The following is a 21,416-nucleotide window of genomic DNA, read 5'->3' as shown; positions in this document are numbered from 1 at the left end:
CGTCAAACCACAGGATGTCTACAGCAGCCGCTCATCCACGCCATTGCGCAGATCATAGGGCGACCACAGGATCCGTCCGACGATGCGCACTTCGCATCCGTCTTCCTTTTCCAGCGGGAAGGGCGCGTAAGCGGGGTTCAGCGATTTGGCCAGCCATCCGCCTTCGCGTTCGCGCGCGATGCACTTCACGATCATCTTGCCACCGTGGTTGATCGCGTACACCGTACGCGGGTCGATCTCGCGCGGGTCGGTGACGGGATCTTCGAAGAACAGCATGGGGCCGCCATTGCGGATGACGGGTTCCATGCTGTCGCCCTGCGCATAAACGATTTTCATGCGGCTGAGCGGCAGCTTGAACGATTCCAGGAATGAGCGGCGCAGCAAGATTTCGCCGATCTCGGTCTCGTGGTAGTTCTCAATGCCAAGCCGGCCGGCGGCCAGGCGCACATCCAGTTCAGGGATGGGCATGAATTCCTGGTCGTTGGCGGAGTAGCCGGCGTTGGCGACGTGGCCGACGTTGGCCGCCGTGCTGATGCGCAAGGCTTGGGCGCGATCAGCCTGATGGGTGGTAAGACCATCAGGATCCCATGGGGCAGCAGCGACCGGCGCCATCGGGAATTCGTCTGCGACGGCGTCGATGTTCATGACGGTGCCGCGTTTGGCTTGCTGAGCCTTGGACTGCGCGGACGATCCCTTGGCCTTCACGCCCATCTGGCCCAGTGCGAGCAGCAACGCGCCTTCCAGGCGCTTGAGCTGATCGTCGGCCAGGCCTCTAACCAGTGATGCGGGTACCGACGGAAAAGGCCATGCCACGTCTGCAGCCGGCGGGGGAAGGGGGGCGGCCGTCGATAGCGACGCTGCCTTTTGGGCTTCGAGGGCCAGGCGCGGGCTGATCGCGGCGAGTGTGCAGCCGAAGCCTTCGGCATAAGCCATTGCGGCCTCGATGCCAATGGGACGCCGACCAGTGATGTGCTGATAAATCATCGCCTGGCCGCCCTTGACCTCGTGGTCGCGAGCGAATGCCGCGCGGTTCACGCCTTCAAAGCGTGCGCGCAGGGCGGCGGCTTCCTCTTCGATCGTCCACATTTTCATATAGCAATGCTATTCAAATAAAACTATAGCATGGCTTGCTTATAAACTGTAGCATCGCTATAGTTTTAGTGATGAAGCTACATGATTATTTCAACCGGGAGGGGGCGCTCACCGCTGCGGCGCTCGCTCGACGCGTGGGGGTATCCCCCGCGCTGATCTATCAGTGGCGCACGGGCCGCAGGCCCGTCCCGGTCAAGCATTGCGCCCTGATCGAGCAAGCCACCTGCGGCGTGGTCACCCGGCGCGACCTGCGTCCCGCCGACTGCATCCGAATCTGGCCTGAGCTGGCCGAAGGGACAAAGGCGCGATGAACTATTACCCCCACCACATTGGCGATTTCAACAGCGCGACCCGTCACCTCACGCGTATTGAACGCAGCGTGTACCGCGACTTGATCGAACTCTATTACGACACGGAGGCCCCCTTGTCCCGGGACGTCGACAAGCTGTGCCGTTTGCTGATCGCGCGGTCCGATGAGGAACAGGCCGCCGTCTCCCAAGTATTGAACGAGTTTTTTGCTGCAACGGAGCACGGCTGGAGGCATGCCCGCTGCGACGCGGAGATCGCCCGCTATCACGGCAACAAGGAGGCGAAGTCCGTCGCAGGCAAGGCTAGCGCCGCAAAGCGGGCACGGCAGGCGCAGCACCGCAAGATCGGCGTGGGCGCCGAGGCTGTTCAACATCCGTTGAACGTCGACGCAACTAACCAGGAACCAGAACTAGAACCAGAAACCAGAAGCCAGCAAGAATCCGTTCCAACGCCGTGCCCTCGCAGAGCCGGATTTGACGCCGCGGCGATTGCGTTGCCTGAATGGCTAGATCCCGCGGACTGGAGAAGTTGGGTAGCCGATCGAAAAGACCGCAAGAAACCGATAACGGAGGAGGGCGCGCGGCGTCAGCTGCAGCAACTTGCGGGTTACCGGGCTGACGGCATTGCTCCGCACGCCGTTATCGCCCACAGCATTGCCAGCGGTTACCTGGGCCTGTTCCCGCCGCGTGATACCGCTCGTGCCGCGCCCGCCAACCGGGCGCGGCAGCGGGCGGATTGGTCGTCGGAGCTGCGTAGCGTGCTGGCTGAAAGTCATGCTCGCAACGAGATCGACATGGGAGTGATCGATGCAAGTCGCTGACGCATCGGCGGGGCTGGGGGCACTGGTCGTTCGTGAAATGCACCTGCTCTACGGCGCGAAGTTCGCGCAGCAGTGGGAAGGCCTGACGCCGCGCGAGCTGAAAGACTCTTGGAACCAGAAATTGGCAGGGCTTGACGAGCCGCAGGTCAGGCGCGGCTTGATGGCGTGCCTGGCGCGGGAGTGGCCGCCGACGCTGCCGGAGTTCCTGAAGCTGTGTTGCCCGTGGTTGACGCCGGAAGTGGCCTATCACGAGGCCGTGCGTGGCATGTCGGCGCGGCGTCGGGGCGAAAGCGGCTGCTGGTCGCATCCCGCCGTTTATTGGGCGGCAGTGGGTGTCAGCACGGTGGATCTTCTGAACAGCAACTACGGGTCGATGAAGGTGCGCTGGGAAAGGACGTTGTCTGAAGAACTGGGCAAGGGGGCATGGCCAGAAATTCCGCCGCCGCGTGCGGCGTTGCCCGCGCCAGGCCAGACCCTGGCCACGCGCGCCCAAGCCGAGGCCGCACTCAGGGCGATGGGCGCGGGGCAGCTGCTGGAGCCCCGCAGCCGGTCGCATCGCGAGTGGATCGATCGATGGGAAGCGCGGATCGCAATGGGAGGACATCCCACGAAAGCGATCGCGGAAATGCTGACGGTCGCCAAAGGCACCTCCCATCCGCAGACCCCATGAGCAAGCGATTCGTATCCGGGCGGCGTATGCGAGAAGGGCTCGCCCGAATTGGCATCAATGGAATTGAGACGAGGTGTGGAATGGAAGAAGGATTGCCACGTTGGGTGGAAGACGAGATCCGCAACTGGATGCGGTCGCAGTGGGAAGGCGATTGGCCAGGCCCGCGTCGGATGGCGCAAGCAATGCCGGACGTGTGCGAGTTTCCGCCGCAGCCCGGCCACGATGACGACGACGAGCCCATACGCATTCCGGTGAACCATGAGCGCGCGTGCAAGGTGCATGCCCTGTACGAAGCGCTGCCGCTGGCCGAGCGTCGCATCATCCAGGCGGAATACACGCGCCGTGCGGAATACGGCGACCTGCCCGCGCATTTGCGTCAGGACAAGGCGTCCCGCGTTATCGGCATCACGCTGCCGTACTACAAGGTGGCGCTGGGAAGTTTCAAGCAGCAGGTATGGAGGGCGTTCAAATGAAGTACGCGCACGAGGTCATTGATCTGTTGGCCGCGTATCCGGGACGGGAATTCAGGATGGCGGAGATCCTGCGCCATGTCAGCCGCGGCATTCCTCTGGCGCCTGCGTCGCAAGAGGCCATGCGCCGAGGCGCCCGCCGTGTGCTGGATCATTTGCTGGATGCGGGCCACGTGCAGCGCTGCGGCGGTAATACGAAGTCCGCCACGTATGCATGGTCGGAATTGGGACACGCACTTCAGAAAAACACGCGCCATTTAGGACCGGATTTGAGACAATAGCCGCGGGGCATTGCGCCCACACGAAATGCAGCCCGCCAACCTCCACGGTTCGCGGGCTTTGTTTTTTCCGATCCATCACCGAGGCCGCCATGACGCCCGAGAACGCAATTCTGACACTGGTGACGGCCGCCGCGGGCGGTGTTCCCGTCATCCCTTCCGACCAGGTGGAGCCTGGCGCCTTGCCGCCTTACATCGCGATGGCGGTGCGGTGGGTAGAGGCGGGTCCGGCCGAAGAAGGCATGGTCCACGATAACGGCAACCAGCCCGTTCATGATCACCGCGATGCCACCGTCGAACTGCGCAGTGTCGGCGCGGCCGCCTACGACGTGCTGGACAAGATTGGCTTGACCTTGCGCCACCCCGTCTACGAGGAACGGGCCGAAGCCCTGGCCCTGGCATTGTTCGACGCCGGCCGCCTGCAGCGGGTACCGCGCGAAAGTGCCGGCGCTGCCAGCGAGCGGCTAGGCGTGCGCGAGCTAGGCATCCGCTATGCGCAGACCTATGTCGATTTCGTGGGCGTCATCGAAACGGTGACTGGCACCCTCACCACGACGGGAGGGCTCCAGCCTTCCCTGCAAACCCCTTTCTCCGCGGAGATCGTGACGGCGCCGTAGCGTCCCCGGTCTTCCTAACGTTGTGCTGCCGCCTTCGGGCGGCTTTTTTTTGGAGCCGCAAATGGCAAAAATCGACCGGATCGTCAATGTGGCGATCTCGCTGAACACCACGGCGATCAAGGAGCAGAATTTCTCTGACATCCTGATCCTCGGCGCGCATGCGCTGGCCGTCAACCGCGTCCTGGCAGTGACCGAGGCGGGCGAATTGCTCGACATGGGCATTGCGCCGACCGACCCCCTGTACGTCGCGGTACGCGATGCCTTCAAGCAGATCCCGACCGTCGCCCGCGTTTTTGTCGGCCGCCGCCAGGTGGATGCCTCGCGCGTGACGGTGACGCGCGCCACCGCATCGGACTACGTGGTCACGCTGTCGTGGCGCGACGCGAACGGCGTGGTGCAAAGCGCTGACGTGTCTGCCACGGGCTTGGCCGACAGCACGCCGCAGACGATCGCCACCGCCCTGGTCACGGCTATCGGCCAGACCAATGCGCCGGCAACCGCGACGGCCGTCGGTGCCGAAGTGTCGGTCACCGCCAAGCAAGCGGGGCAAGCGGTCGCCATCGCCGTCAAGGGCAACCTGCAGTTGTCGGCGCCCGAGAGCACCGAAACCCCGTCCGCCGCGCTGAATGCCTGCCTGCGCGAGAACGGCGACTGGTATGGCGTGGCCCTGGCCAGCCGCGTTGAAGCCGACGTGCTGGACGCCGCCGAATGGGTCGAATCCAACGAGCGCCTGTTCGGTGTGTCCAGCGACCAGGCCGGCATCATCGATGCTGCCGTCTCCAGCGACATCGCCTCGAAGTGCCAGCAGAAGCAATACTTCCGGACGCATGTCTGGTTCCACGGGCAGGCTCGCGCCGAAGCGCTGGAAGCCGCGGTCACTGCCAACCGCTTCACCTTCTATCCCGGCGGCGAAACGTGGGCGAACACGCGGCTCTCGGGCGTCACCTACGACAACCTGAGCGAATCCCAGGCGCTGGCAGCCCACGCGAAGAACGCCAATACGTTCGAGCAGATGCGCAACTTCGCGGTCACCCAGAACGGCAAGGTCGCCGCCGGCGAATGGATCGACGTGATCCGCGGCCGCGACTGGCTGGCCGAGCAGGTGAAGATCAACGTGGCGTCGCAATTGATCAACGCCAACGGCAAGGTGCCCTACACCGACGTGGGCATCCAGATTCTGGTCAATGGCATCCGCCAGGCACTGTTGCTGGGCCAGAGCCGCGGCCTGGTCGCGCCCGACGAGATCGACGAGGCCGGCCGCAAGATTCCCGGCTTCGTGATCAACGTGCCGCGTGCTGCCAGTGTTTCCTCCAACGACAAGGCCAACCGCATCCTGCGCGACCTGACGTTCAGCGCCCGCCTGGCGGGCGCCATCCATGTTGCCGAGATCAAGGGCAACCTCACCTACCAACAACTGTAATCGGGGCCTATCCATGTCCGTCAAAACCTACGCACCCAACCAGGTGAAGATCGTGATGGGCGCGCTGCCCATCTCCGGCCTGGCCGAAGACACCTTTGTCACTGTGACCGAAATCGGTGAAGGCATCGCCTCCGTGGTCGGCGTCGATGGCGAGGTGGCGCGCGCGATGTCGCGCGATTCCCGGCTGCGCATCACGCTGACGCTGATGCAGACCAGCGCCAGCAATGCGGCACTGACCGCGCTGCATCAGGCCGACCGGGCAACCGACGGCAACGGCGCCGTGCCGATTTCTGTGACCGACCTGCGCGGCACGTCGCTGCATGCGTCGGATTCGGCCTGGATCGTCAAGACGCCGGATGCCGGCTACGGCGCCAAGGTCGGCAGCCGCGAGTGGACGATCGAAACCGGCCCGGCCATCAACGTGATCGGGGGCAATACCTGATGAGCGCCGTCAAAGAGGTGGCCATCGGCTCCACGGTCTTCCGGATCTCCCGGTTCGACCCCTTCCGTCAACTGAAGCTGCTGGGCGATCTGCAAAAGGAAGCGCTGCCTGCGGCCGGTTCCATGCTGACCGCCGTTTTCGGCGGCGACGGCGCGGCGGGGGAACGGGACGAGAAGGCGATGCTGCAGGCCTTTCGCGAACTGTCGGCCAGGCTGGGTGGCGACGCCCTGGCCAGTTGGGCCGAACGCCTGATCGATCCGGAACTGGTCAGTTTCGAGCTGGCCGGCCGTGAGCCGCAGAAGCTGACGTCCGCGCATCGAGGCCTGGCGTTCGCCGACTACGCCGAAATTCTGGAACTGCTCTTCCACATTCTTGAGCACAACTTCGCCGGCCCTTTGGTGCGCTGGGCCGGCCGCTTTGGTCCGGCCCGCGCGAAGCTGGCGAGCCTGTCGGGCGGTTCGACGCAGGCTTCGAACGAGAGTTGATCATCTGGCGGCCCATCCTGGCCCGCCATGTCAGTCTGGACGCCGTTAAACGCGGCGACGTCGACTTCCTGGACATCCTGAAGCTGAATGCGCTGATGGACGCCCAGGAGGCCGCACAGATTGCGGCAGAACGAAAGGCGAGGTAACGATGACCGTTGTACGAGAGCTGGTGACGCTGCTGCGCTACCAGGTGGACGATTCGGGGTTGAAGGCGTATCAGCAGGCTTTCGAGCAGATGCTGGCCGCCATGGTGAACGCAAGCGCCCAGGCAAGCGTGGCGATACGCCGCGCATTCTCGAGCGCGTTTGCCAGCATGCAGAACACGCAGCAGGCCGGGTATGCCATGCTCCAGTCGCCACGGCAAGGCCAATCTGTTGCGCAGCAGCACGCCACGGCGTCGGGCGGCCTGCGGGGTGTCGTCCAGCTGACGCTGGGCGACGCCCCGCTCAAACGGATCTTGAGCGATATCGACGCCTGGGTGCAGACGCAGTGGCGGCTGAGGCAAGCGGCAGGGGGCGAGGCGCAGTATGCCGAGGCCGACCGCGAGGTCGCGCGCGTCTCGCGCACAACCCGAACGCCATATGCGGAGAACGTCGGGACTTACACGCGTACGCGGCAGGTCTTGGAAGACCAGGGCCGCGCCGGCCAGGATGCGGCCGGCCTCACCGAGTCCTTGGCGTTGAGCATGGCCTTGTCGGGTACCCCGGCCCAGGATCGCGGCGGCGCCGTCGCGGCGCTGTTGAAGATGATCGAGCAGGACAAGCTTGGCCTGGACGAATACAACACGTTGCCCCGGCGCATGCAGGACGCGCTGGCCGCCGGGCTGGACGTCAACCGCAGCCAACTCCGCGAGCAAGTCCAGGGCGGTCAGGTCACCGCCGACCGCGCATTGCCCGCGCTGCAATCGCAGTTGCCACGGATGCGCGCGGAGATCGAGGCCGCGCCGGCATCCATCACGGGAGCGATGACGGTCTTCAACGATGCCCTGCAGCGCTACTTTGGCGAGACACTGCCCGGCGGCCGCTCCGCACTGCAGGCGGTGACAGTGTCTATCCAGTACCTGGCGGACAACATTTCCACCGTGGTCAAACTGCTTGCGTTGGCGGGGGCGAGCCTGGGACTGGTGTCGTTGGGGGCCTGGCTCCGTCGCGCCACGGTTCTGTCGGGCGGACTCGCGCAGTCGCTGCTTGCTGCGACACGCGTCGCGCTAGGGTTGGATGCGGCGATGTCAATGCGCCGCGGGCCAGCGGGTGCGATGCAGATGCTGTCGGTGTGGGCGCGATCGGTGGCGCCGATCCTGCGCATGGCCGGGGTGTTGGCCACGATTTATCTGATTGGGGAGGATATCGCCAACTGGCTCGGAGGCGCCGACTCCGTGTTGGGAGGCTGGATCGGCGGCGTGGAGCAATGGCAGGTCGAACTCGACGCTGTACTGGCCGCGGTTGCCTATGTGAAGGATTTGCTGGGCGGCGCCGCGCAGGCGTTGGGGCCATGGATCCAGCAGTTCGCGGCAATCGCCGTGCTGGCCTTCGGGCTGTGGCGGATCCTGTCTCCTGTCTGCAGTGTGATCCTGTTCCTTGCCAAGACGGCGGTGCCGATGCTGTGGAACGCGTTCATGTATCTGGCGACGACCGTCGTGCCGATGCTATGGAACGGGTTGATGTACGTGGCGCAGACAGTGATTCCCATGCTGTGGAACGGACTGATGTTCCTGGCGCGGACGGTGATTCCGTACTTGTGGAACGCGTTCGCCATGACCCCCATTGGCCGGATCATCTCGGCGGTCAGCCTGCTCGCGCTGGCCCTCTGGCAGATCTGGGATAACTGGGATGTGATCAAGGCGTACATCGCGGCATCCTGGGGCGAGCTGATGGCGATGGCGAACGACTCCTTCCTGGGGCCGGTGATGGCATATATCGCGGCGATCTGGAATTTCTGGGTGGACCTCGTCAAAGGCGTGATCGCGGCCTTCACCGGAGATTGGGACGGCGCGATCTCGCATTGGCTTGGCGCGTTCAACGGCCTATGGACGTTCTTCTCGGGCATGGGGGAGCGAATGATCGCCACGATCAAGGAGATCGGTGGTGCGATCGAGACATGGGTGCTGGACAAGCTCAAGGCCGCGAAAACGTGGTTCAAGGACCTGCTGCCTGATTGGATGAAGTCTGACGACCAGGCGTCCGTGATGGATGGGCGGGGCGCCCAGCCTGATATGCCGCCGGCATGGTTGGGGGTGGCAAGCGGCGTGCAGATCCCGTCCATTCCCCCTGCCAGTGTGGTCGGGCCGGGCCCGAGTGCCGGTCGCGGGGCGCTCATGTATCAGAACAGCAACGATATCGTCGTCAACGTGGCGCATGCAGACCCCCTGGTCGTGCGTGAGGCGGTGACGCGGGGCGTGGATATCGGCACCCAGCGCAGCATGAACACCTGGGCCCAGACTTTTGATTTGACGCCGACCGTCGAGGCCCGTGGCTAGGAGCAGTGATGAACTTTGTTTCCATGATCTTTGGCTGGAACGGCGGCAGCAGCATTGGCACGGTGGCGCTGGATGCGCTGTTGAGCGAGAAGACCACGCTCAACAGCCGGGCGACCTCGTATGCGGTGGAAGACGGCTCCCCTGTGACGGACCATGTGGTCCAGGAGTCGGAACAACTGACACTGGATGGATGGGTGACAGCCGCCGACATCACGTTGCTGGGTGGCTTGAACCCGCGTGGTCGTGGTTTGGGCGGCGCGTCAGCAGGCGCTGGCCGATCGAAGCTGATCAGCGCGAAGGACGCGTTGCGCAAGATTCATGCCGATCGCCTGCCCGTCACCATCGCGACCGGCCTGGATGTCTATGTTGATTTCGTGATGGAGAGCTGCTCCATCGGGCGCAGCAACGGAGGGGGCGACCGGTTCGAGATTTCCGCGGGTTTCAAGCGGATCCGCAAGGTGACGTTGCGCCAGGCTGACATTCCGCCGGAAAAGACATCCGGCAGCGCCACCGGCAAGGCCGGCACGACCAAGACGAATGCCGGAAAGGCCAACGGAACGCCCGTCAGCCCGACGCAGCGCAATGGCATCAACAACAAACCGATACTTTCAGCATGATCCAAATCCCCATTCCTGACGTCAACGACAGCCTCACCGAAGTCGAGCTGGACGGCGTCACCTACTTCCTGCGCCTGTCGTGGAACAGCGAGGCGGAACTGTGGGCGCTGTCGATCGAAAACGCCTACAACGAGCTGATCGTGGCCGGCATCGCCGTGGTGCCAGGCTCACCGTTGCTGGCGGGTTACCGGCATCTGACGGTGCCCGCCGGGGAGATGGTTGCGCTGGCGCCGGACCGGCGCGACACCATCAGTCGCGATGCGCTGCCGTCAGGCGAAGTCGCCTTGATTTACGTGGATGCCCAGGAGGTGGCCGATGGCCAGGTTTGATCGGGTCTACCGACTGCTTGTCGGCAAGGGCGGTGGCCAGGGACTGGAGATCGTGCCTCCCATCCGCATCACGTTCGACATCGCGAAAAATGCCGAGGAAGAGCCCAACGACGCCAAGATCACCCTCTACAACCTGGCGGCGGACACGCGCCGGGCTTTGGAGGAGCCCGGCCTGCGCTGCGTGCTGTACGCGGGCTATGCGGAAGAGGGCGGCGCTTTGCTGATGGCATCGGGTAGTGTCGTGTTCGCCTATACCCGATTCGAGCAGCCAGACGTTTTGACCGAGTTGACGGTCAAGGACGGCTATACCGAGGTTCGCGACACGGCGGTGTCGATCGGCCTGGGCCCCGGGGCCCAGGCCAGCGCCATCATCCGCGACATCGCGCGCCAGATGGGCCTGCCGCTCGTGATAGCGGATGACGTGCCCGACCGGCGATGGGAGCAGGGCTTTTCCTTCTACGGCGCCGCGCGCACGGCGCTGCACAAGGTCACGCAGGGCACGGGCCTGGAATGGTCCATCCAGAACCAGCAGCTGCAAGTCGTCCAACGGCTGGGCACCACGCGGCGGCAAGCTGTCGTGCTGGCGCTGGACACCGGATTGCTGGGACGTCCTGAGCGCACACGTGAAGCGGCCAATGAGAAGGCGCGATCCAAGCGTCCGACCAACGGGAACGGGGCCGGGTCTCCACCGGGGCAGGGTGCGGTTTCCAGCGCCCAACCGGCCATTGGCAGCCAGCAGCGTGCTGGCTGGAAGGTGACGTCGCTGTTGCTGCCGACGATCAGCCCCGGCGACCTGGTCAAGCTGGAAAGCCGGACGGTCGAGGCGTTTCAGCGTGTTGAGACCGTGCACCATAAGGGCGACAGCGAGGGCGGAGATTGGCAAACAGAGTTGAGCCTGGTCGATCGCAATGCACCGCCCAAGAAGAAGGAACAGAAATGAGCAATGCAGTCACCCTGATCCGCCGCATCATTGCGACGGAACTGGCCGACGTCTACACGACGCTTCCCGGGGAAGTCGTCGCCTATGACGGAATATTCGTGACGGCGAGGCCCACGCTTGCCAAGCGCCTGGCCAATGGCGATGTCTTGCCCCCGCCGCAGGTGGTGCGTGTGCCGGTGTGCTGGCCGGTGGGCGACGTGAAGGGCGCGCAAGCGCTGATTTCGGTGCCGTTGAGGGCGGGCGACGCGATCAAGCTGTCGTTTTCCGCCCGCGCGCTGGAAAACTGGCTGGCGGGCGACAACGGCCCGCCGGACGACCCCAGGCAATTCGATCTGTCCGATGCCTTCGCTACGCCCTTGTTGCGCCCCGGAACGATGGCCGCTGATACGCAAAACGTCAGCATTCAATACGGCCCGGGGACGTTGAAGCTCTCGCCGGCCGGCGATCTGACGTTTCAGGTCAAGACCTGGACCGTGCAGGCCGATCAAGCCACGTTCAACACGCCCGTCACGATCAATGGGCCCCTTCTGTACACGCAAGGCATGGCGGGCGAGGGAGGCGAAGGCGGCGCGTCCATGCGGATCCGGGGCGGCGTGGCCTACGAAGGCGGCGCCATCACCCATAACGGCAAGAACATCGGCGACACGCATCGCCACGCTTATGCCGGCGGCATAACGGAGAACCCTGTCTGATGACTCTGGACCTTGCTCTATCCGCCGACCACGATCTGGATCTGGACCTGCTCGGCCGCACCGCCTTCGTGGAGGGCGCAGACCGCATCGCGCAGCAGATCAAAACTACCTTGCTGGCGTTCCTGGGCGAGTGGTTCCTGGACACCACATTTGGCGTTCCGTACTTCGAGGACGTGCTAGTGAAGGCGCCGGACCGGGCCGGCATCGAAGCCGTCTTCCGCGCCCGGATCCGTGCTGTGCCGGGCGTCGCGCGTGTGCGGGGCCTTGATCTGCAGATCGAACGCCAACTGCGCGTATTGCGCGTCGCGTATGACGTGGACACGGCGGCGGGACGGCTCGAACGCGTCGTCGAACTGCGCCAGTCTTAACCCCTACTTTTTTTTCTTGAGGTACCTATGGCCTACGGTGTCACACCGGACGGGTTCGTACGCCCGCGCCTGCCCGAAATCCGCCAGGAGATCGTGGCGGACCTGCGCGCCCGCATGCAATCCGCCGGCTTCAATGGCGCGGTGGAAACCCGCCCGGACAGCATTACCGGTCTGCTGATCGATACGTTTGCGGAGCGCGAAGCGACGTTGTGGGAGCAGGCGGAAGGCGTCTACTACGCGATGTACCCCGGGTCGGCGACTGGGGTGTCCCTGGACCGATCGGTGTCGTTCACCGGGGTGTCGCGCTACCGCGACGAGCCGTCGCAGGCGTATGTGGTGCTTTACGGCACCCCCGGCGCCACGGTCCCGGCGGGCGCCCTGGTGCGGCACCGTGTCAGCCAGAATCTCTGGGCCCTGGAAAGCACCACGCAGATCCTGGCCGGCGCCGCGGCGGATGTGGTCCTTCAACCTTCCGTCGTTCCGCTGGTGACGTACAGCGTGTCGATCGATGGCATTTCCTATTCCTACGCGACTGGCGCGACGACGAATCTGCCGCAGATCCTGGCCGGGCTGGTGACCGCCCTGACACGCAGTGGCTTGGCCGTATCGAGCGATGGCGCCGCAGTGCGCATTCACACGGACGGCCGAACGGCAGCGGCCTTCACGTGGTCCGCCAACCTGGCGTTGGTCCGTCTGGGATCGCCTGGCCTGGTGGTGACGGCAGGCGCGTCGACGGAAGGCGCTGCGCAGGGGGATCTGGATGCCATCGTCACGCAGATCGACGGCTGGGCGGCGGTGAGCAACCTTCAGGCCGGCGTGGCGGGGCGGTTGGCGGAAAGCGCGGCCGAGCTGCGCGCGCGGTATCCCACCGGCCTGTTCCGCCTGGGAGCGGCGACATTGCCCAGCATTGGGCCCAACGTCCGGGACCGCGTGGCCGGCGTGCGCACCGTGAAGGTGTTCATGAACAGCGCCGATACGCCGGATGAGCTGGGCCGGCCGCCGCATAGCGTGCATGTGGTCGCCGATGGCGGCCTGGACGACGAGGTGGCGAACGCCATCTTCCGCGTGGTGGCGGCGGGCATCGATACGCATGGCCGGCAGCGGGTGGTGGTCAAGGATGAAGACGGCGCGGATCAGGTCATCCGCTTTGACCGGCCAGAACGCGTGTACTTGTGGGTGGGCTGCGCCACGACGTTGCTGCCGCCGTCGGAGCAAGCGTTTCCGCCGGACGGTTTCCAACGGATCGCCGAGGATCTGGTGGCCGTGGGCGAGGCCTCCAGCATTGGCGAGGACGTCATTCTGCAACGGCTCTACGGCGCGATCTATCGTACGCCTGGCCTGGCGTCAGTCGATCTGAAACTGGCGTTTTCCGCGAACCCGGCGTTCACGCCAAGTCCTGCCGACTATCGCGCCGCGAACGTCGCGATTCAGGACTTCCAGGTCGCGGCCTTCGACCTGTCGCGCATCGAGGTGACCTGATGGATCTGACTCAAGACCATGGGCAGGTCGCATGGGGCCACTGGCTCGGCCAGTTCCAGACGAAGCGGCGGTTGGAGGCGTTGGTCAAAGCCCTGCTGAAGCCGGCCGAAGGGCTGCAAGGCGCGTTGCGCGCGCTTTACGAAGACCGCTGGCTGGACACGGCCGTCGGCAGACAACTCGACGGCATCGGCGAGATCGTGGGCCTGCCTCGCGTCCTCGACGAGGCGATCTATATCCGCTTCTTCGGATTCCAGGGGCAACCGAATGTCGGTGGTTTTGGCGACGCGCGCTTTCGCCGGGCCAACGAGCGAGCCGTCGCCGGGTCCACCACACTACTCGATGCCGAGTACCGCAAGTTGCTGTACTGGAAGATCGCCCTGAACAATGGGCATGGCACGGCCCCGGAGATCGCAAGTTCGCTGAAGCCGATCTTCGATGTGAGCCGCGTGGTCGTGCAGAACGCGGGCAACGCAAAGATACGGATCTGGGTCAGCCGGATTCCCGGTCCCAACGACCCACTGATGGCAAACCCCTACAAGTGGGTCCCCCAAGCCGCCGGCGTCGGCGTGCAACTCATCACCGGCTCGACCGAGAAGCCTTTCGGCTTCCGCGAGCAAGGTTTCTTTGGCTTTGGCGTCGGCGTGCTGGCGCGAGGTATCTACTGATGGCAGACCCTACTTTCTTCGACCTCTTCAAATCGACTTGGGCGCAAAACGGCCTGACCGAAGGCATTACCGACCTGCAATACAAGACGGGTTGGTCGTTCATCGGATCCGTTCCGCCTTCCGTCGAACAGTTCAACAAGGTCCAGCAAACGACCGATGAACGCCTGGCGTGGCTGTACAAGCAGCTCGATGGCCTTGCCGCGGTGACGGGCCGGCCGCTGGCGGCGACGGGTATTGATGCGCTGAGCTACGCGCAACAGAACCTGAACGCGACAAACCTGAAAACCGGCACGGTGCCGGTGGCGCGCTTGTCGGGGACGGCCTCGACGCTGACGGCGGGCGCGGCGCAGAAATTGGCGACCGCTCGAACCATCGCCACCTCGGGCGACGCGACGGGCTCCGGATCGTTCGACGGCTCCGCCAACTTGTCGTTGGGCCTGACGCTAAGCCCGAGTGGCGTCACGGCGGGCAGCTACGGCAACGCCAACGCGGTCCCGACCTTCACGGTGGATGCGAAAGGACGCGTGTCGGCGGCTGGAGAAGCCGCCATTGGCAACGCGTCGACCGCGACCAAACTAGCCACTGCACGCACCTTCTCGGTCACGGGCGGCGCAACGGCGGGCGGGGTGGCCTTCGACGGATCTGGCAATGTGGCGCTTAACGTGACGGCGCTGGATGTGTCGAAGGCGAATGCCGGAACCTTGCCCGTGGCGCGCGGCGGCACGGGCGTGGCGACGGTGGCGGCCGGGGCCTATTTGACCGGCGCTGGCACCGGGGCGTTGTTGTCACGCACGCCGGTGCAGGTGCTGGAGGATATTCAGGCCTTGCCGAAGGCGGGCGGCGACGTCAGCGGTCCGGTGCTGCTGGGCACGGGGGCGACGATCGGCGCGCAGTATGGCGTGAACGCGTCGTCGGCGCGCACGGCGCATGTGTTGTTGCCTGACGGCGGCGGATATTCCACTCACACTGGAACGGTTGCTGGCGCGATGAAGATCACGTTGCCCGCGGCCGCAGTCGGGGCGAACACGATGCTGCGCCTTCGCGTCGACATATTCGAGTATCTGGACGGTGTGCCACCGGTATCCGTGCTGATTCACGGTTACGTCCAGACGACGAAGGCGTGGGGGCGATGCGGCGCGACGGTGCTGGCGGGGAACGTGGTTTCCGACCTTCCGGTCCGGTTCGGATCGGACGCGGCGGGAAACCTGTGCATCTGGCTGGGCGATACGACCAAGTCCTGGTCGTACCCTAGCGTGACCGTGTCCGAAGTCCTGGCCAAGTACAACACGGCCGGCGCGACGGTCGCGGCATGGGGTGTCGGCTGGAAGGTTGAGCCGGTTACGGCATTTGAAACCGTGTCGCAAACGTTGGCAGCCGGGAATTTGGCGTTTGGGCGCGCGGACATCGCACGCGTCAATGGGTTGCAGGACGCGATGAATTTGAAGGCCAACGCGGCAGTGTCCCTTGTTGCCGGGAACGGACTGAGCGGAGGCGGCACATTGGCTGCGAATCGTACGCTGTCGCTCGGCACGCCTTCTCGGCTGACCGCGGCAACGGCCAATGCCGTGACGGGGACGAGTCATTCCCATGAACTGGATACGCAGGCTGCGCCGAACGACGCCACACCTGGTCGGATTCTGACGGTGGGTAATGCATTTGGTCTTGGTGCTGATAACCCGCTGGGTACTCTGGATTTGAACGCTGTGGTGGCTTCGGGCTTCTACGGTCAGTTCGCGAATGCCAACGCCACATCGGCGCGCAACTATCCTGTTTCCCTGGCGGGAACGCTTCTGGTGGAATCTGGCGGAACCCAGATTTCGACACAGAAGTACACCGTCTACAACACGGGTGCAATCTATAGCCGTGGTTGCTACAACGGCACATGGTCAGCGTGGAAAGAAGTCGTGACCGTCGACAGTAACCCCATCAACGCGTGGGCCGGCATGATTGCCTATTTTGGGCGTGCGACAGCCCCCACTGGCTGGCTGAAGGCGAATGGAGCGACTGTTTCACGCACAACCTACGCTGACCTCTTTACCTCCATTGGCACAACTTGGGGTGCGGGTAACGGGACTACCACTTTTACGCTTCCCGACTTGCGCGCAGAATTTCTTCGAGGATGGGATGACGGCCGTGGTGGAGATGCGAGCCGTTTGTTGGGAACGTTTCAGGGCAGCCAGAATTTGGCGCACGTTCACGGCGTCGTAGACCCTGGGCATATGCATCAACTGAATTATCAGGTGCCGTTGAACACTGTGGACATTGACCGCGGGCTCGGCAATGCCAGTCACTTCTCGATAGACGACCCTATTATTCCAAATACCTTCAGCAGCAAGACGAACATTACCATCCAGTACGACGGAGGTAATGAATCGCGACCGCGGAATATTGCCCTTTTGGCATGCATCAAATACTGAACGGAGACGCTATGAAGGCGAGTGAAATGAACGAAGAGGCAATGATGGAGAAATTCGGGTTGCAAAAGCGAGTGTCTCAATTGGATGCGCAAGGCTATTTTGTGGGTCCGGTCATGGCTGATCTTTCTCCCCTCGATAAGCCCGGGCACTATCTGATTCCGGGGGGAGCTATAGACCGCGCCCCTCCGAGCTCGATGGAGCGGGGCCGGCTTTATCGCCCCGCCGAAGGCGGAGGTTGGACAAGCGTGGAAGATCTTCGGCAGCGCACGCTTTACTCTGTCACTGATGGTCAGCCGTACCACCTTGGCGCGGAGATCAACGGACAACGATATGAGGGCATTGGCCCGTTTCCAGAATGGTTGACGCTCCAGGCGCGCCCCAATGAATGGAATGTCTGGAGTGGCTCGGCCTGGATTGCAGATGAGTCGTTGCTTGCCGCTGATATGACGCGCCAGCGGGCGGATGAACGGGCGGGAAAGCTGGCTTACGCGTCTCAGCAGATTCTCCTGCTGCAAGATGCCCAAAGCCTGAATATCGCCACGCCAGAAGAACTGGACTTGCTGCAGCGATGGAGGCGCTATCGCGTGGAACTGTCGCGCATCGATCCTGCGGAACCGACTGCCAGTTGGCCAGCCCAGCCAGGTTGAATGATCCATTTCGTCCGCGACGTGTCGTACCACCCGCCCGCATAACGCGGGCTTTTTTCCGTCCCTACAGGAGGTCATCCTGCATACGCTACACAGGAGTACCCTCAAAATGGAACCTGGCTCAACCAGCCTAGGAGGCCTCGCGGCCTTGAAGGTCGCCATGGCGTACGGCATTCCCGCGGCGATTACCGCCATGCTCGGCCTGCTTATCATGCCGCCGCGCACGGTCAGGGAATTCACCGTGCGTACCGTGTCCACCGTTGCGTGTTCGTTCCTGTTCGGGCCCGCGCTGGCCGGCGCCGTCATTGCCTGGAAGCCTGGGCTGATGCAAGCCATGACCTGGCTGGCGCATCACGGCGCCGGCAGCGATGACGCCTTGCTTGCAAAGTTCTACGTGCTTGGCCCCAGCATGCTGCTGGCGGGACTGCCCGCTTGGTGGGTGTTGGGCGCCTATATGCGGTGGATGGCAAGCATACGGCAAAAGGGCGTGCTGGCGTGGTTGGCGGAAGTACGCGCCAAAGTGCTGGGTTTGCGGCAGGGCGGTGGAGACGGCCATGGATCTTGACGTGCTCACGCGGAATGCCATCAACCCGGCACTGGCGTTGCTGCCGCCGCGGATGGACACACCCGAGGCGCGTGTCATGCTGCTGGCCATCGGCCTGCAGGAAAGCCGCTTTCTGCACCGGCGTCAGATCGGGGGCCCGGCGCGCGGATTCTGGCAGTTCGAACAGGGCGGAGGTGTGCGCGGCGTGCTGACGCATTCCGCCAGCCGGGATGAGGCAAGCAGGATGTGCGCTCTGCGCGGGGTGGCGCCGGTGACGGCGGCCGTCTACGCGGCGTTGGAGGCGGACGATGTACTCGCTTGCGCTTTCGCGCGCCTGTTGCTGTGGACCGATGCCCAGCGTCTGCCGCCGTTCGGCGATGCACAAGCCGCGTGGGAGCTCTATCTGCGGACCTGGCGTCCAGGGAAGCCGCATCCGCGGACGTGGCCGGCGCTCTACGCCCGGGCCGCTGCAGGGGTGGAGGGTGAACATGCGCGACTGGCTTAACCGCTTTAAGGCTGGAGTAATTGCCGCGAGCGGGGCGGTCATTCTGCTGGTCGCGGCGTATCTGCGCGGGCGAGGTGCCGGGCGAGAAGACGAGCGCCAAGAACGCGATGCGAGTATTACCAGGCAGGCCGATCGTGCCCGCAAGGAGGCAAGGGATGTACAAGGCCAGACGGCGCGCATGGATGATGCCGCTATTGCTGATGAGCTTAAGCGTGACTGGGTGCGTGGCGCCGGCCCGGGTCGGCGTTGAATACTGCGACCATGCAAGACCGGTCTATTTCGCCGATGCGGGCCAGGTCGACGCCACGCCCGCCGATATCCGTCGGCAGATCCGGGATGGGAATGCCACTTGGCGTGCCCTGTGCGCGGAGCGTTGATTCATGGTCTAGTCGTTATTGTCGATTATGGCTCTATATGTATAGGCCAAGACGGTGCACTATTGAGGCTCCAAATTCATCTATCAGGACCCCACCATGACCTCCCGCCTTGATTACGCCAATGCCTCCCCCGACGGTTACAAAGCCTTTGGCGGCGTCTATGTCTACCTGCAGAAATGCGGGCTTCCTAAAACGCTAATCGACCTGGTCTATTTGCGGGTATCCCAGATCAATGGCTGCGCCTATTGCATCGACATGCATTCCCGCGACCTGGTCAAATCGGGACTGACCGTCGACAAGCTGGTGCTCGTGCCCGTCTGGCACGAGGCGGGCGCCGTGTTCAGCGGCCGTGAACGCGCCGCGCTGGCTTGGGCGGAGACCGTCACACGCGTGTCGGAAACCGGTGTTCCCGACGAAGACTATGCCGCGGCCGCGGCCGAGTTCAGCGACAAGGAGCTTGCCGACCTGACCTACGCGATCGGGCTGATGAACGCGTTCAATCGCCTGGGCATCTCGTTCCGCGCCACGCCGGCTGCGACCGCCGCTGCGGGCAGGGTGTAATTCCACGCCCACGGCATCGAAGTCCTCGCTGTTGTTTTTTTCGGGCCAAGCGAGTTCTGGTGGTTGATCCGCCTTCGGGCGTCACCAGCGAACTCGCCCGGCTGATGGCGTCCCGTCAGCCCTTTGCGGTTCTGGCGCTGGACCTGGACCATTTCAAGCAGGTCAACGATACCTTTGGCCATGCGGCCGGCGACCAGGTCTTGATGGCGCTGGCGGACATCATGCGTGGCAGCGTCCGGGCGGAGGACGCCTGTTGCCGCGTGGGCGGCGAGGAGTTCCTGGTGCTGATGCCGGGCGCATCGGCTGACGCGGCAAGCGCCGTGGCCGAAAGGATCCGCGAGGCCACCCGCGCGCACGCGATGCTGGGCGGCGTGGGCCATGTCACCGTCTCGATCGGAGCCGCCCGCTGGCCGGACGATGGGAATGACCCGGACACGGTTTTGAAGTGCGCGGATCAGGCCTTGTATCAGGCCAAGACGTCCGGGCGGGACAAAGTGGTGGCCTGGGCGGGCTAAGAGGCGCGCAGGTCCGCGTCCAGATCCACGGTGCGCAGCGGCGCGGGTCTAGCGTCGGTGGCGCTGGCGCATAGCGCGCTGGCATTCACGATGGCGATGCGGCCATCCACCGTGCCCACCGCCAGCCTGTCGCCGGCGGCATCCAGCGCGAAGATCAGGGTGGGCAGTCCATCCACGCGCACCTTGGCGTCCAGCCGCAACGCGCCTGTTTGCGCGTCGATCAGCTGCAAGCTGCCATCCAGGAAGGCCGCCGCGATCAGGCCGGCCTCTGGCATAGGGACGATGGCGCTGGCCGATGCGCGGGTAGGCTGGCGCCACAGCTCGCGGTCGCGTTCCAGCGGCTTGCGGTAGAGGAATCCCGTGTACTCGTTGCCAGCTTGGGGCGCGTAGTGTTTGCCGGACACGATCACGCCGGCGCCTTGCGCGTCGTCGACGTAGCAGCCGCAGAGTTCCATCGCATGGCTGGCCGGCGTGCGGTCCGCTTTCAGCAAGGGCCAAAGCCGGCGCACGCTGCCATTAGTCTGGACGATGCACAGATACTTGTGTTCGTGCGAGCTGGCCGGCGTGCCCTGCAGCATGAATAAGCAGGGGGCGTCGCGTATGCCGATGTAGTGGTTGAAGCAGTCGTAATGGCCCAGATCCAGCCGGCGTTCCTCACCGGTAGTCACCTCCAGCAGGACATCCTGCGCCCGCGTGCCTGCAAGATGAAAGCGGTTCTGGCGCCCCAGCAGCGCGCCTTGAGGCGTGCTGGAAAAGGTGAGTTCGCCGTCGTAGGCGCGAGTCAGATGCAGCCCATCTTTCGTCAGGGCGTACAGCCGGGAATCCTGCCGGCCGAAAGTACCCGGATGGTCGGACGTCTGCACGACGTGCACGAGCAGGCCCGGGCACCGGAGGAGTTCAGCGCCGTGGCCGGGGCCGGCGTACGCGGCAAGGCGTTCGCCGTCGCTTCGGTAGATCTCAAGTTGACAGGCATCGTGTACGACGGCGATGCGGTCGTCGTCGAGCCAGGCGATGTCCCTGATGGCGCCCCGTTCGGTCCAGGCGTCCAGCCCGAACCATTCCATGAGGCGTGCCTGCGGCGTGCGCGAATCGGCCGCCGGCTCAATGCGCGGGGCGATGGCTGCGGCATCAAGCTCCAGGTCTACGGGATAACGCGGGGCGGCGGCCGTGCCAGGCGCGTCTGCGCGGACGACGAGCAAGGTGTCGAATGCTGCGTCGGGCTTGTCGTCCGGCGCGCCCCACTCTTCGTCCCAAGGGCGCACCCAGGCTTCGATCTTGTCTCCGGCGGCGTCAAAACGGCAGCGCCTGACTTCTGGGACATTGTTGAACAGGCGCCTGCCGCGTGGCCTTTGCCAGTCCCAGACCACCAGATCGCCTTCGAAGAGGTAACCGCCGTCATAGCTGCCGGCGCCGATCACCACAGACGTGCCGCTGGGATGAAAGCCGACGTCGTTGACGGGAAACGCCAGGTCGTCGAACGCGGCGAAAGGGACAAGGCTGTCGCACCGGTAAAGCGCAACGCGGTAGCGCAGCGTCCGGCCCCCGTAGGCGGCGCGGGCGCGCGGGTTGGCCAACAAGGGGAATTCCGAGGCGACGGCCACCACGTCCTTGTTCGCGTTGAAGAACACGCCGGTGATTTTTCCGCTGCCACGCAGCGTGGGATCCATGATGGTGGTCATTG

At 64.3% G+C, this 21,416-nt stretch carries 27 protein-coding genes; 25 read left to right on the top strand and 2 right to left on the bottom strand.

The window, feature by feature from the left end; genetic code table 11:
- Nucleotides 1-18 precede the first annotated feature (18 nt).
- A complete protein-coding gene (locus tag CEY09_RS14945) occupies nt 19-1,092 on the bottom strand; it encodes a S24 family peptidase (protein WP_088589209.1) in 1,074 nt (357 codons plus the stop codon).
- 71 nt (nt 1,093-1,163) lie between these two features.
- On the opposite strand from CEY09_RS14945, the gene CEY09_RS14940 reads away from it, so the two are divergent.
- The 25 genes from CEY09_RS14940 (at nt 1,164) to CEY09_RS14825 (ending at nt 19,735) form a co-directional block, all read left to right on the top strand.
- Nucleotides 1,164-1,403 (top strand): transcriptional regulator, encoded by a 240-nt coding sequence (locus CEY09_RS14940; RefSeq protein WP_088589208.1) that lies wholly within the window; start codon nt 1,164-1,166, stop codon nt 1,401-1,403.
- Entirely contained in the window at nt 1,400-2,221 is an 822-nt protein-coding gene (locus tag CEY09_RS14935; protein WP_088589207.1) for a YdaU family protein, read from the top strand. Before CEY09_RS14940 ends, CEY09_RS14935 begins: the two co-directional genes overlap by 4 nt.
- Nucleotides 2,208-2,891, top strand: a complete 684-nt coding sequence (locus CEY09_RS14930) for a hypothetical protein (RefSeq protein ID WP_088589206.1) — start codon at nt 2,208-2,210, stop codon at nt 2,889-2,891. The genes CEY09_RS14935 and CEY09_RS14930 overlap by 14 nt, the downstream gene beginning before the upstream one ends.
- A gap of 80 nt (nt 2,892-2,971) precedes the next feature.
- Nucleotides 2,972-3,364, top strand: a complete 393-nt coding sequence (locus tag CEY09_RS14925) for a hypothetical protein (protein WP_088589205.1) — start codon at nt 2,972-2,974, stop codon at nt 3,362-3,364.
- Nucleotides 3,361-3,642, top strand: coding sequence for a hypothetical protein (locus CEY09_RS14920; protein WP_088589204.1), 282 nt, complete (start codon nt 3,361-3,363; stop codon nt 3,640-3,642). Before CEY09_RS14925 ends, CEY09_RS14920 begins: the two co-directional genes overlap by 4 nt.
- An 89-nt stretch (nt 3,643-3,731) precedes the next feature.
- Entirely contained in the window at nt 3,732-4,256 is a 525-nt protein-coding gene (locus tag CEY09_RS14915; protein WP_088589203.1) for a phage neck terminator protein, read from the top strand.
- A gap of 61 nt (nt 4,257-4,317) precedes the next feature.
- The gene (locus tag CEY09_RS14910) at nt 4,318-5,676 is read left to right on the top strand and encodes a DUF3383 family protein (RefSeq protein ID WP_088589202.1); all 1,359 of its coding nucleotides are present in this window, start codon (nt 4,318-4,320) and stop codon (nt 5,674-5,676) included.
- A gap of 13 nt (nt 5,677-5,689) precedes the next feature.
- The gene (locus CEY09_RS14905) at nt 5,690-6,118 is read left to right on the top strand and encodes a phage structural protein (RefSeq protein WP_006224062.1); all 429 of its coding nucleotides are present in this window, start codon (nt 5,690-5,692) and stop codon (nt 6,116-6,118) included.
- Nucleotides 6,118-6,603 carry a phage tail assembly chaperone gene (locus tag CEY09_RS14900; protein ID WP_006224061.1) on the top strand — a complete coding sequence of 162 codons (486 nt, stop codon included), beginning with the start codon at nt 6,118-6,120 and terminating at the stop codon, nt 6,601-6,603. Before CEY09_RS14905 ends, CEY09_RS14900 begins: the two co-directional genes overlap by 1 nt.
- Nucleotides 6,600-6,749: a hypothetical protein gene (locus tag CEY09_RS32180; RefSeq protein WP_006224060.1), complete on the top strand. Its 150-nt coding sequence runs from the start codon at nt 6,600-6,602 to the stop codon at nt 6,747-6,749. The genes CEY09_RS14900 and CEY09_RS32180 overlap by 4 nt, the downstream gene beginning before the upstream one ends.
- A gap of 2 nt (nt 6,750-6,751) precedes the next feature.
- Nucleotides 6,752-9,079 (top strand): tape measure protein, encoded by a 2,328-nt coding sequence (locus CEY09_RS14895; RefSeq protein WP_088589201.1) that lies wholly within the window; start codon nt 6,752-6,754, stop codon nt 9,077-9,079.
- A gap of 8 nt (nt 9,080-9,087) precedes the next feature.
- Nucleotides 9,088-9,696: a phage baseplate protein gene (locus CEY09_RS14890; RefSeq protein ID WP_088589200.1), complete on the top strand. Its 609-nt coding sequence runs from the start codon at nt 9,088-9,090 to the stop codon at nt 9,694-9,696.
- Nucleotides 9,693-10,025: a phage baseplate plug family protein gene (locus tag CEY09_RS14885; protein ID WP_088589199.1), complete on the top strand. Its 333-nt coding sequence runs from the start codon at nt 9,693-9,695 to the stop codon at nt 10,023-10,025. Before CEY09_RS14890 ends, CEY09_RS14885 begins: the two co-directional genes overlap by 4 nt.
- Nucleotides 10,012-10,965: a phage protein gene (locus tag CEY09_RS14880; protein ID WP_088589198.1), complete on the top strand. Its 954-nt coding sequence runs from the start codon at nt 10,012-10,014 to the stop codon at nt 10,963-10,965. Before CEY09_RS14885 ends, CEY09_RS14880 begins: the two co-directional genes overlap by 14 nt.
- Nucleotides 10,962-11,657 (top strand): Gp138 family membrane-puncturing spike protein, encoded by a 696-nt coding sequence (locus CEY09_RS14875; RefSeq protein ID WP_088589197.1) that lies wholly within the window; start codon nt 10,962-10,964, stop codon nt 11,655-11,657. Before CEY09_RS14880 ends, CEY09_RS14875 begins: the two co-directional genes overlap by 4 nt.
- Nucleotides 11,657-12,025, top strand: a complete 369-nt coding sequence (locus CEY09_RS14870; protein ID WP_088589196.1) for a contractile injection system sheath initiator — start codon at nt 11,657-11,659, stop codon at nt 12,023-12,025. Before CEY09_RS14875 ends, CEY09_RS14870 begins: the two co-directional genes overlap by 1 nt.
- 27 nt (nt 12,026-12,052) lie before the next feature.
- Nucleotides 12,053-13,504: a hypothetical protein gene (locus tag CEY09_RS14865; protein ID WP_088589195.1), complete on the top strand. Its 1,452-nt coding sequence runs from the start codon at nt 12,053-12,055 to the stop codon at nt 13,502-13,504.
- Nucleotides 13,504-14,169, top strand: a complete 666-nt coding sequence (locus tag CEY09_RS14860) for a baseplate wedge 1 family protein (protein ID WP_088589194.1) — start codon at nt 13,504-13,506, stop codon at nt 14,167-14,169. The genes CEY09_RS14865 and CEY09_RS14860 overlap by 1 nt, the downstream gene beginning before the upstream one ends.
- A complete protein-coding gene (locus tag CEY09_RS32400; protein ID WP_208625059.1) occupies nt 14,169-16,586 on the top strand; it encodes a phage tail protein in 2,418 nt (805 codons plus the stop codon). Before CEY09_RS14860 ends, CEY09_RS32400 begins: the two co-directional genes overlap by 1 nt.
- Nucleotides 16,587-16,597: 11 nt before the next feature.
- On the top strand, nt 16,598-17,233 hold the full coding sequence (locus tag CEY09_RS14850) for a tail fiber assembly protein (RefSeq protein WP_158218673.1): 636 nt from the start codon (nt 16,598-16,600) through the stop codon (nt 17,231-17,233).
- A gap of 109 nt (nt 17,234-17,342) precedes the next feature.
- Nucleotides 17,343-17,798 (top strand): hypothetical protein, encoded by a 456-nt coding sequence (locus CEY09_RS14845; RefSeq protein ID WP_088589192.1) that lies wholly within the window; start codon nt 17,343-17,345, stop codon nt 17,796-17,798.
- Nucleotides 17,788-18,282 (top strand): hypothetical protein, encoded by a 495-nt coding sequence (locus CEY09_RS14840; RefSeq protein WP_088589191.1) that lies wholly within the window; start codon nt 17,788-17,790, stop codon nt 18,280-18,282. The genes CEY09_RS14845 and CEY09_RS14840 overlap by 11 nt, the downstream gene beginning before the upstream one ends.
- Complete coding sequence (locus CEY09_RS14835; protein WP_006224047.1) at nt 18,266-18,532, top strand: hypothetical protein; 267 nt, start codon at nt 18,266-18,268, stop codon at nt 18,530-18,532. The genes CEY09_RS14840 and CEY09_RS14835 overlap by 17 nt, the downstream gene beginning before the upstream one ends.
- Nucleotides 18,533-18,755: 223 nt before the next feature.
- Nucleotides 18,756-19,220, top strand: a complete 465-nt coding sequence (locus CEY09_RS14830) for a carboxymuconolactone decarboxylase family protein (protein ID WP_088589190.1) — start codon at nt 18,756-18,758, stop codon at nt 19,218-19,220.
- A gap of 59 nt (nt 19,221-19,279) precedes the next feature.
- Nucleotides 19,280-19,735, top strand: coding sequence for a GGDEF domain-containing protein (locus CEY09_RS14825; protein ID WP_234818305.1), 456 nt, complete (start codon nt 19,280-19,282; stop codon nt 19,733-19,735).
- On the opposite strand, the gene CEY09_RS14820 is transcribed toward CEY09_RS14825, so the two are convergent.
- Complete coding sequence (locus tag CEY09_RS14820) at nt 19,732-21,414, bottom strand: hypothetical protein (RefSeq protein ID WP_088589189.1); 1,683 nt, start codon at nt 21,412-21,414, stop codon at nt 19,732-19,734. The genes CEY09_RS14825 and CEY09_RS14820 overlap by 4 nt on opposite strands.
- Between the last annotated feature and the right edge of the window lie 2 nt (nt 21,415-21,416).

The sequence above is a fragment of the Achromobacter marplatensis genome (assembly GCF_002209535.1).
Taxonomy (GTDB): domain Bacteria; phylum Pseudomonadota; class Gammaproteobacteria; order Burkholderiales; family Burkholderiaceae_B; genus Achromobacter; species Achromobacter marplatensis.
This window is presented reverse-complemented; position numbering and strand designations above follow the sequence as displayed.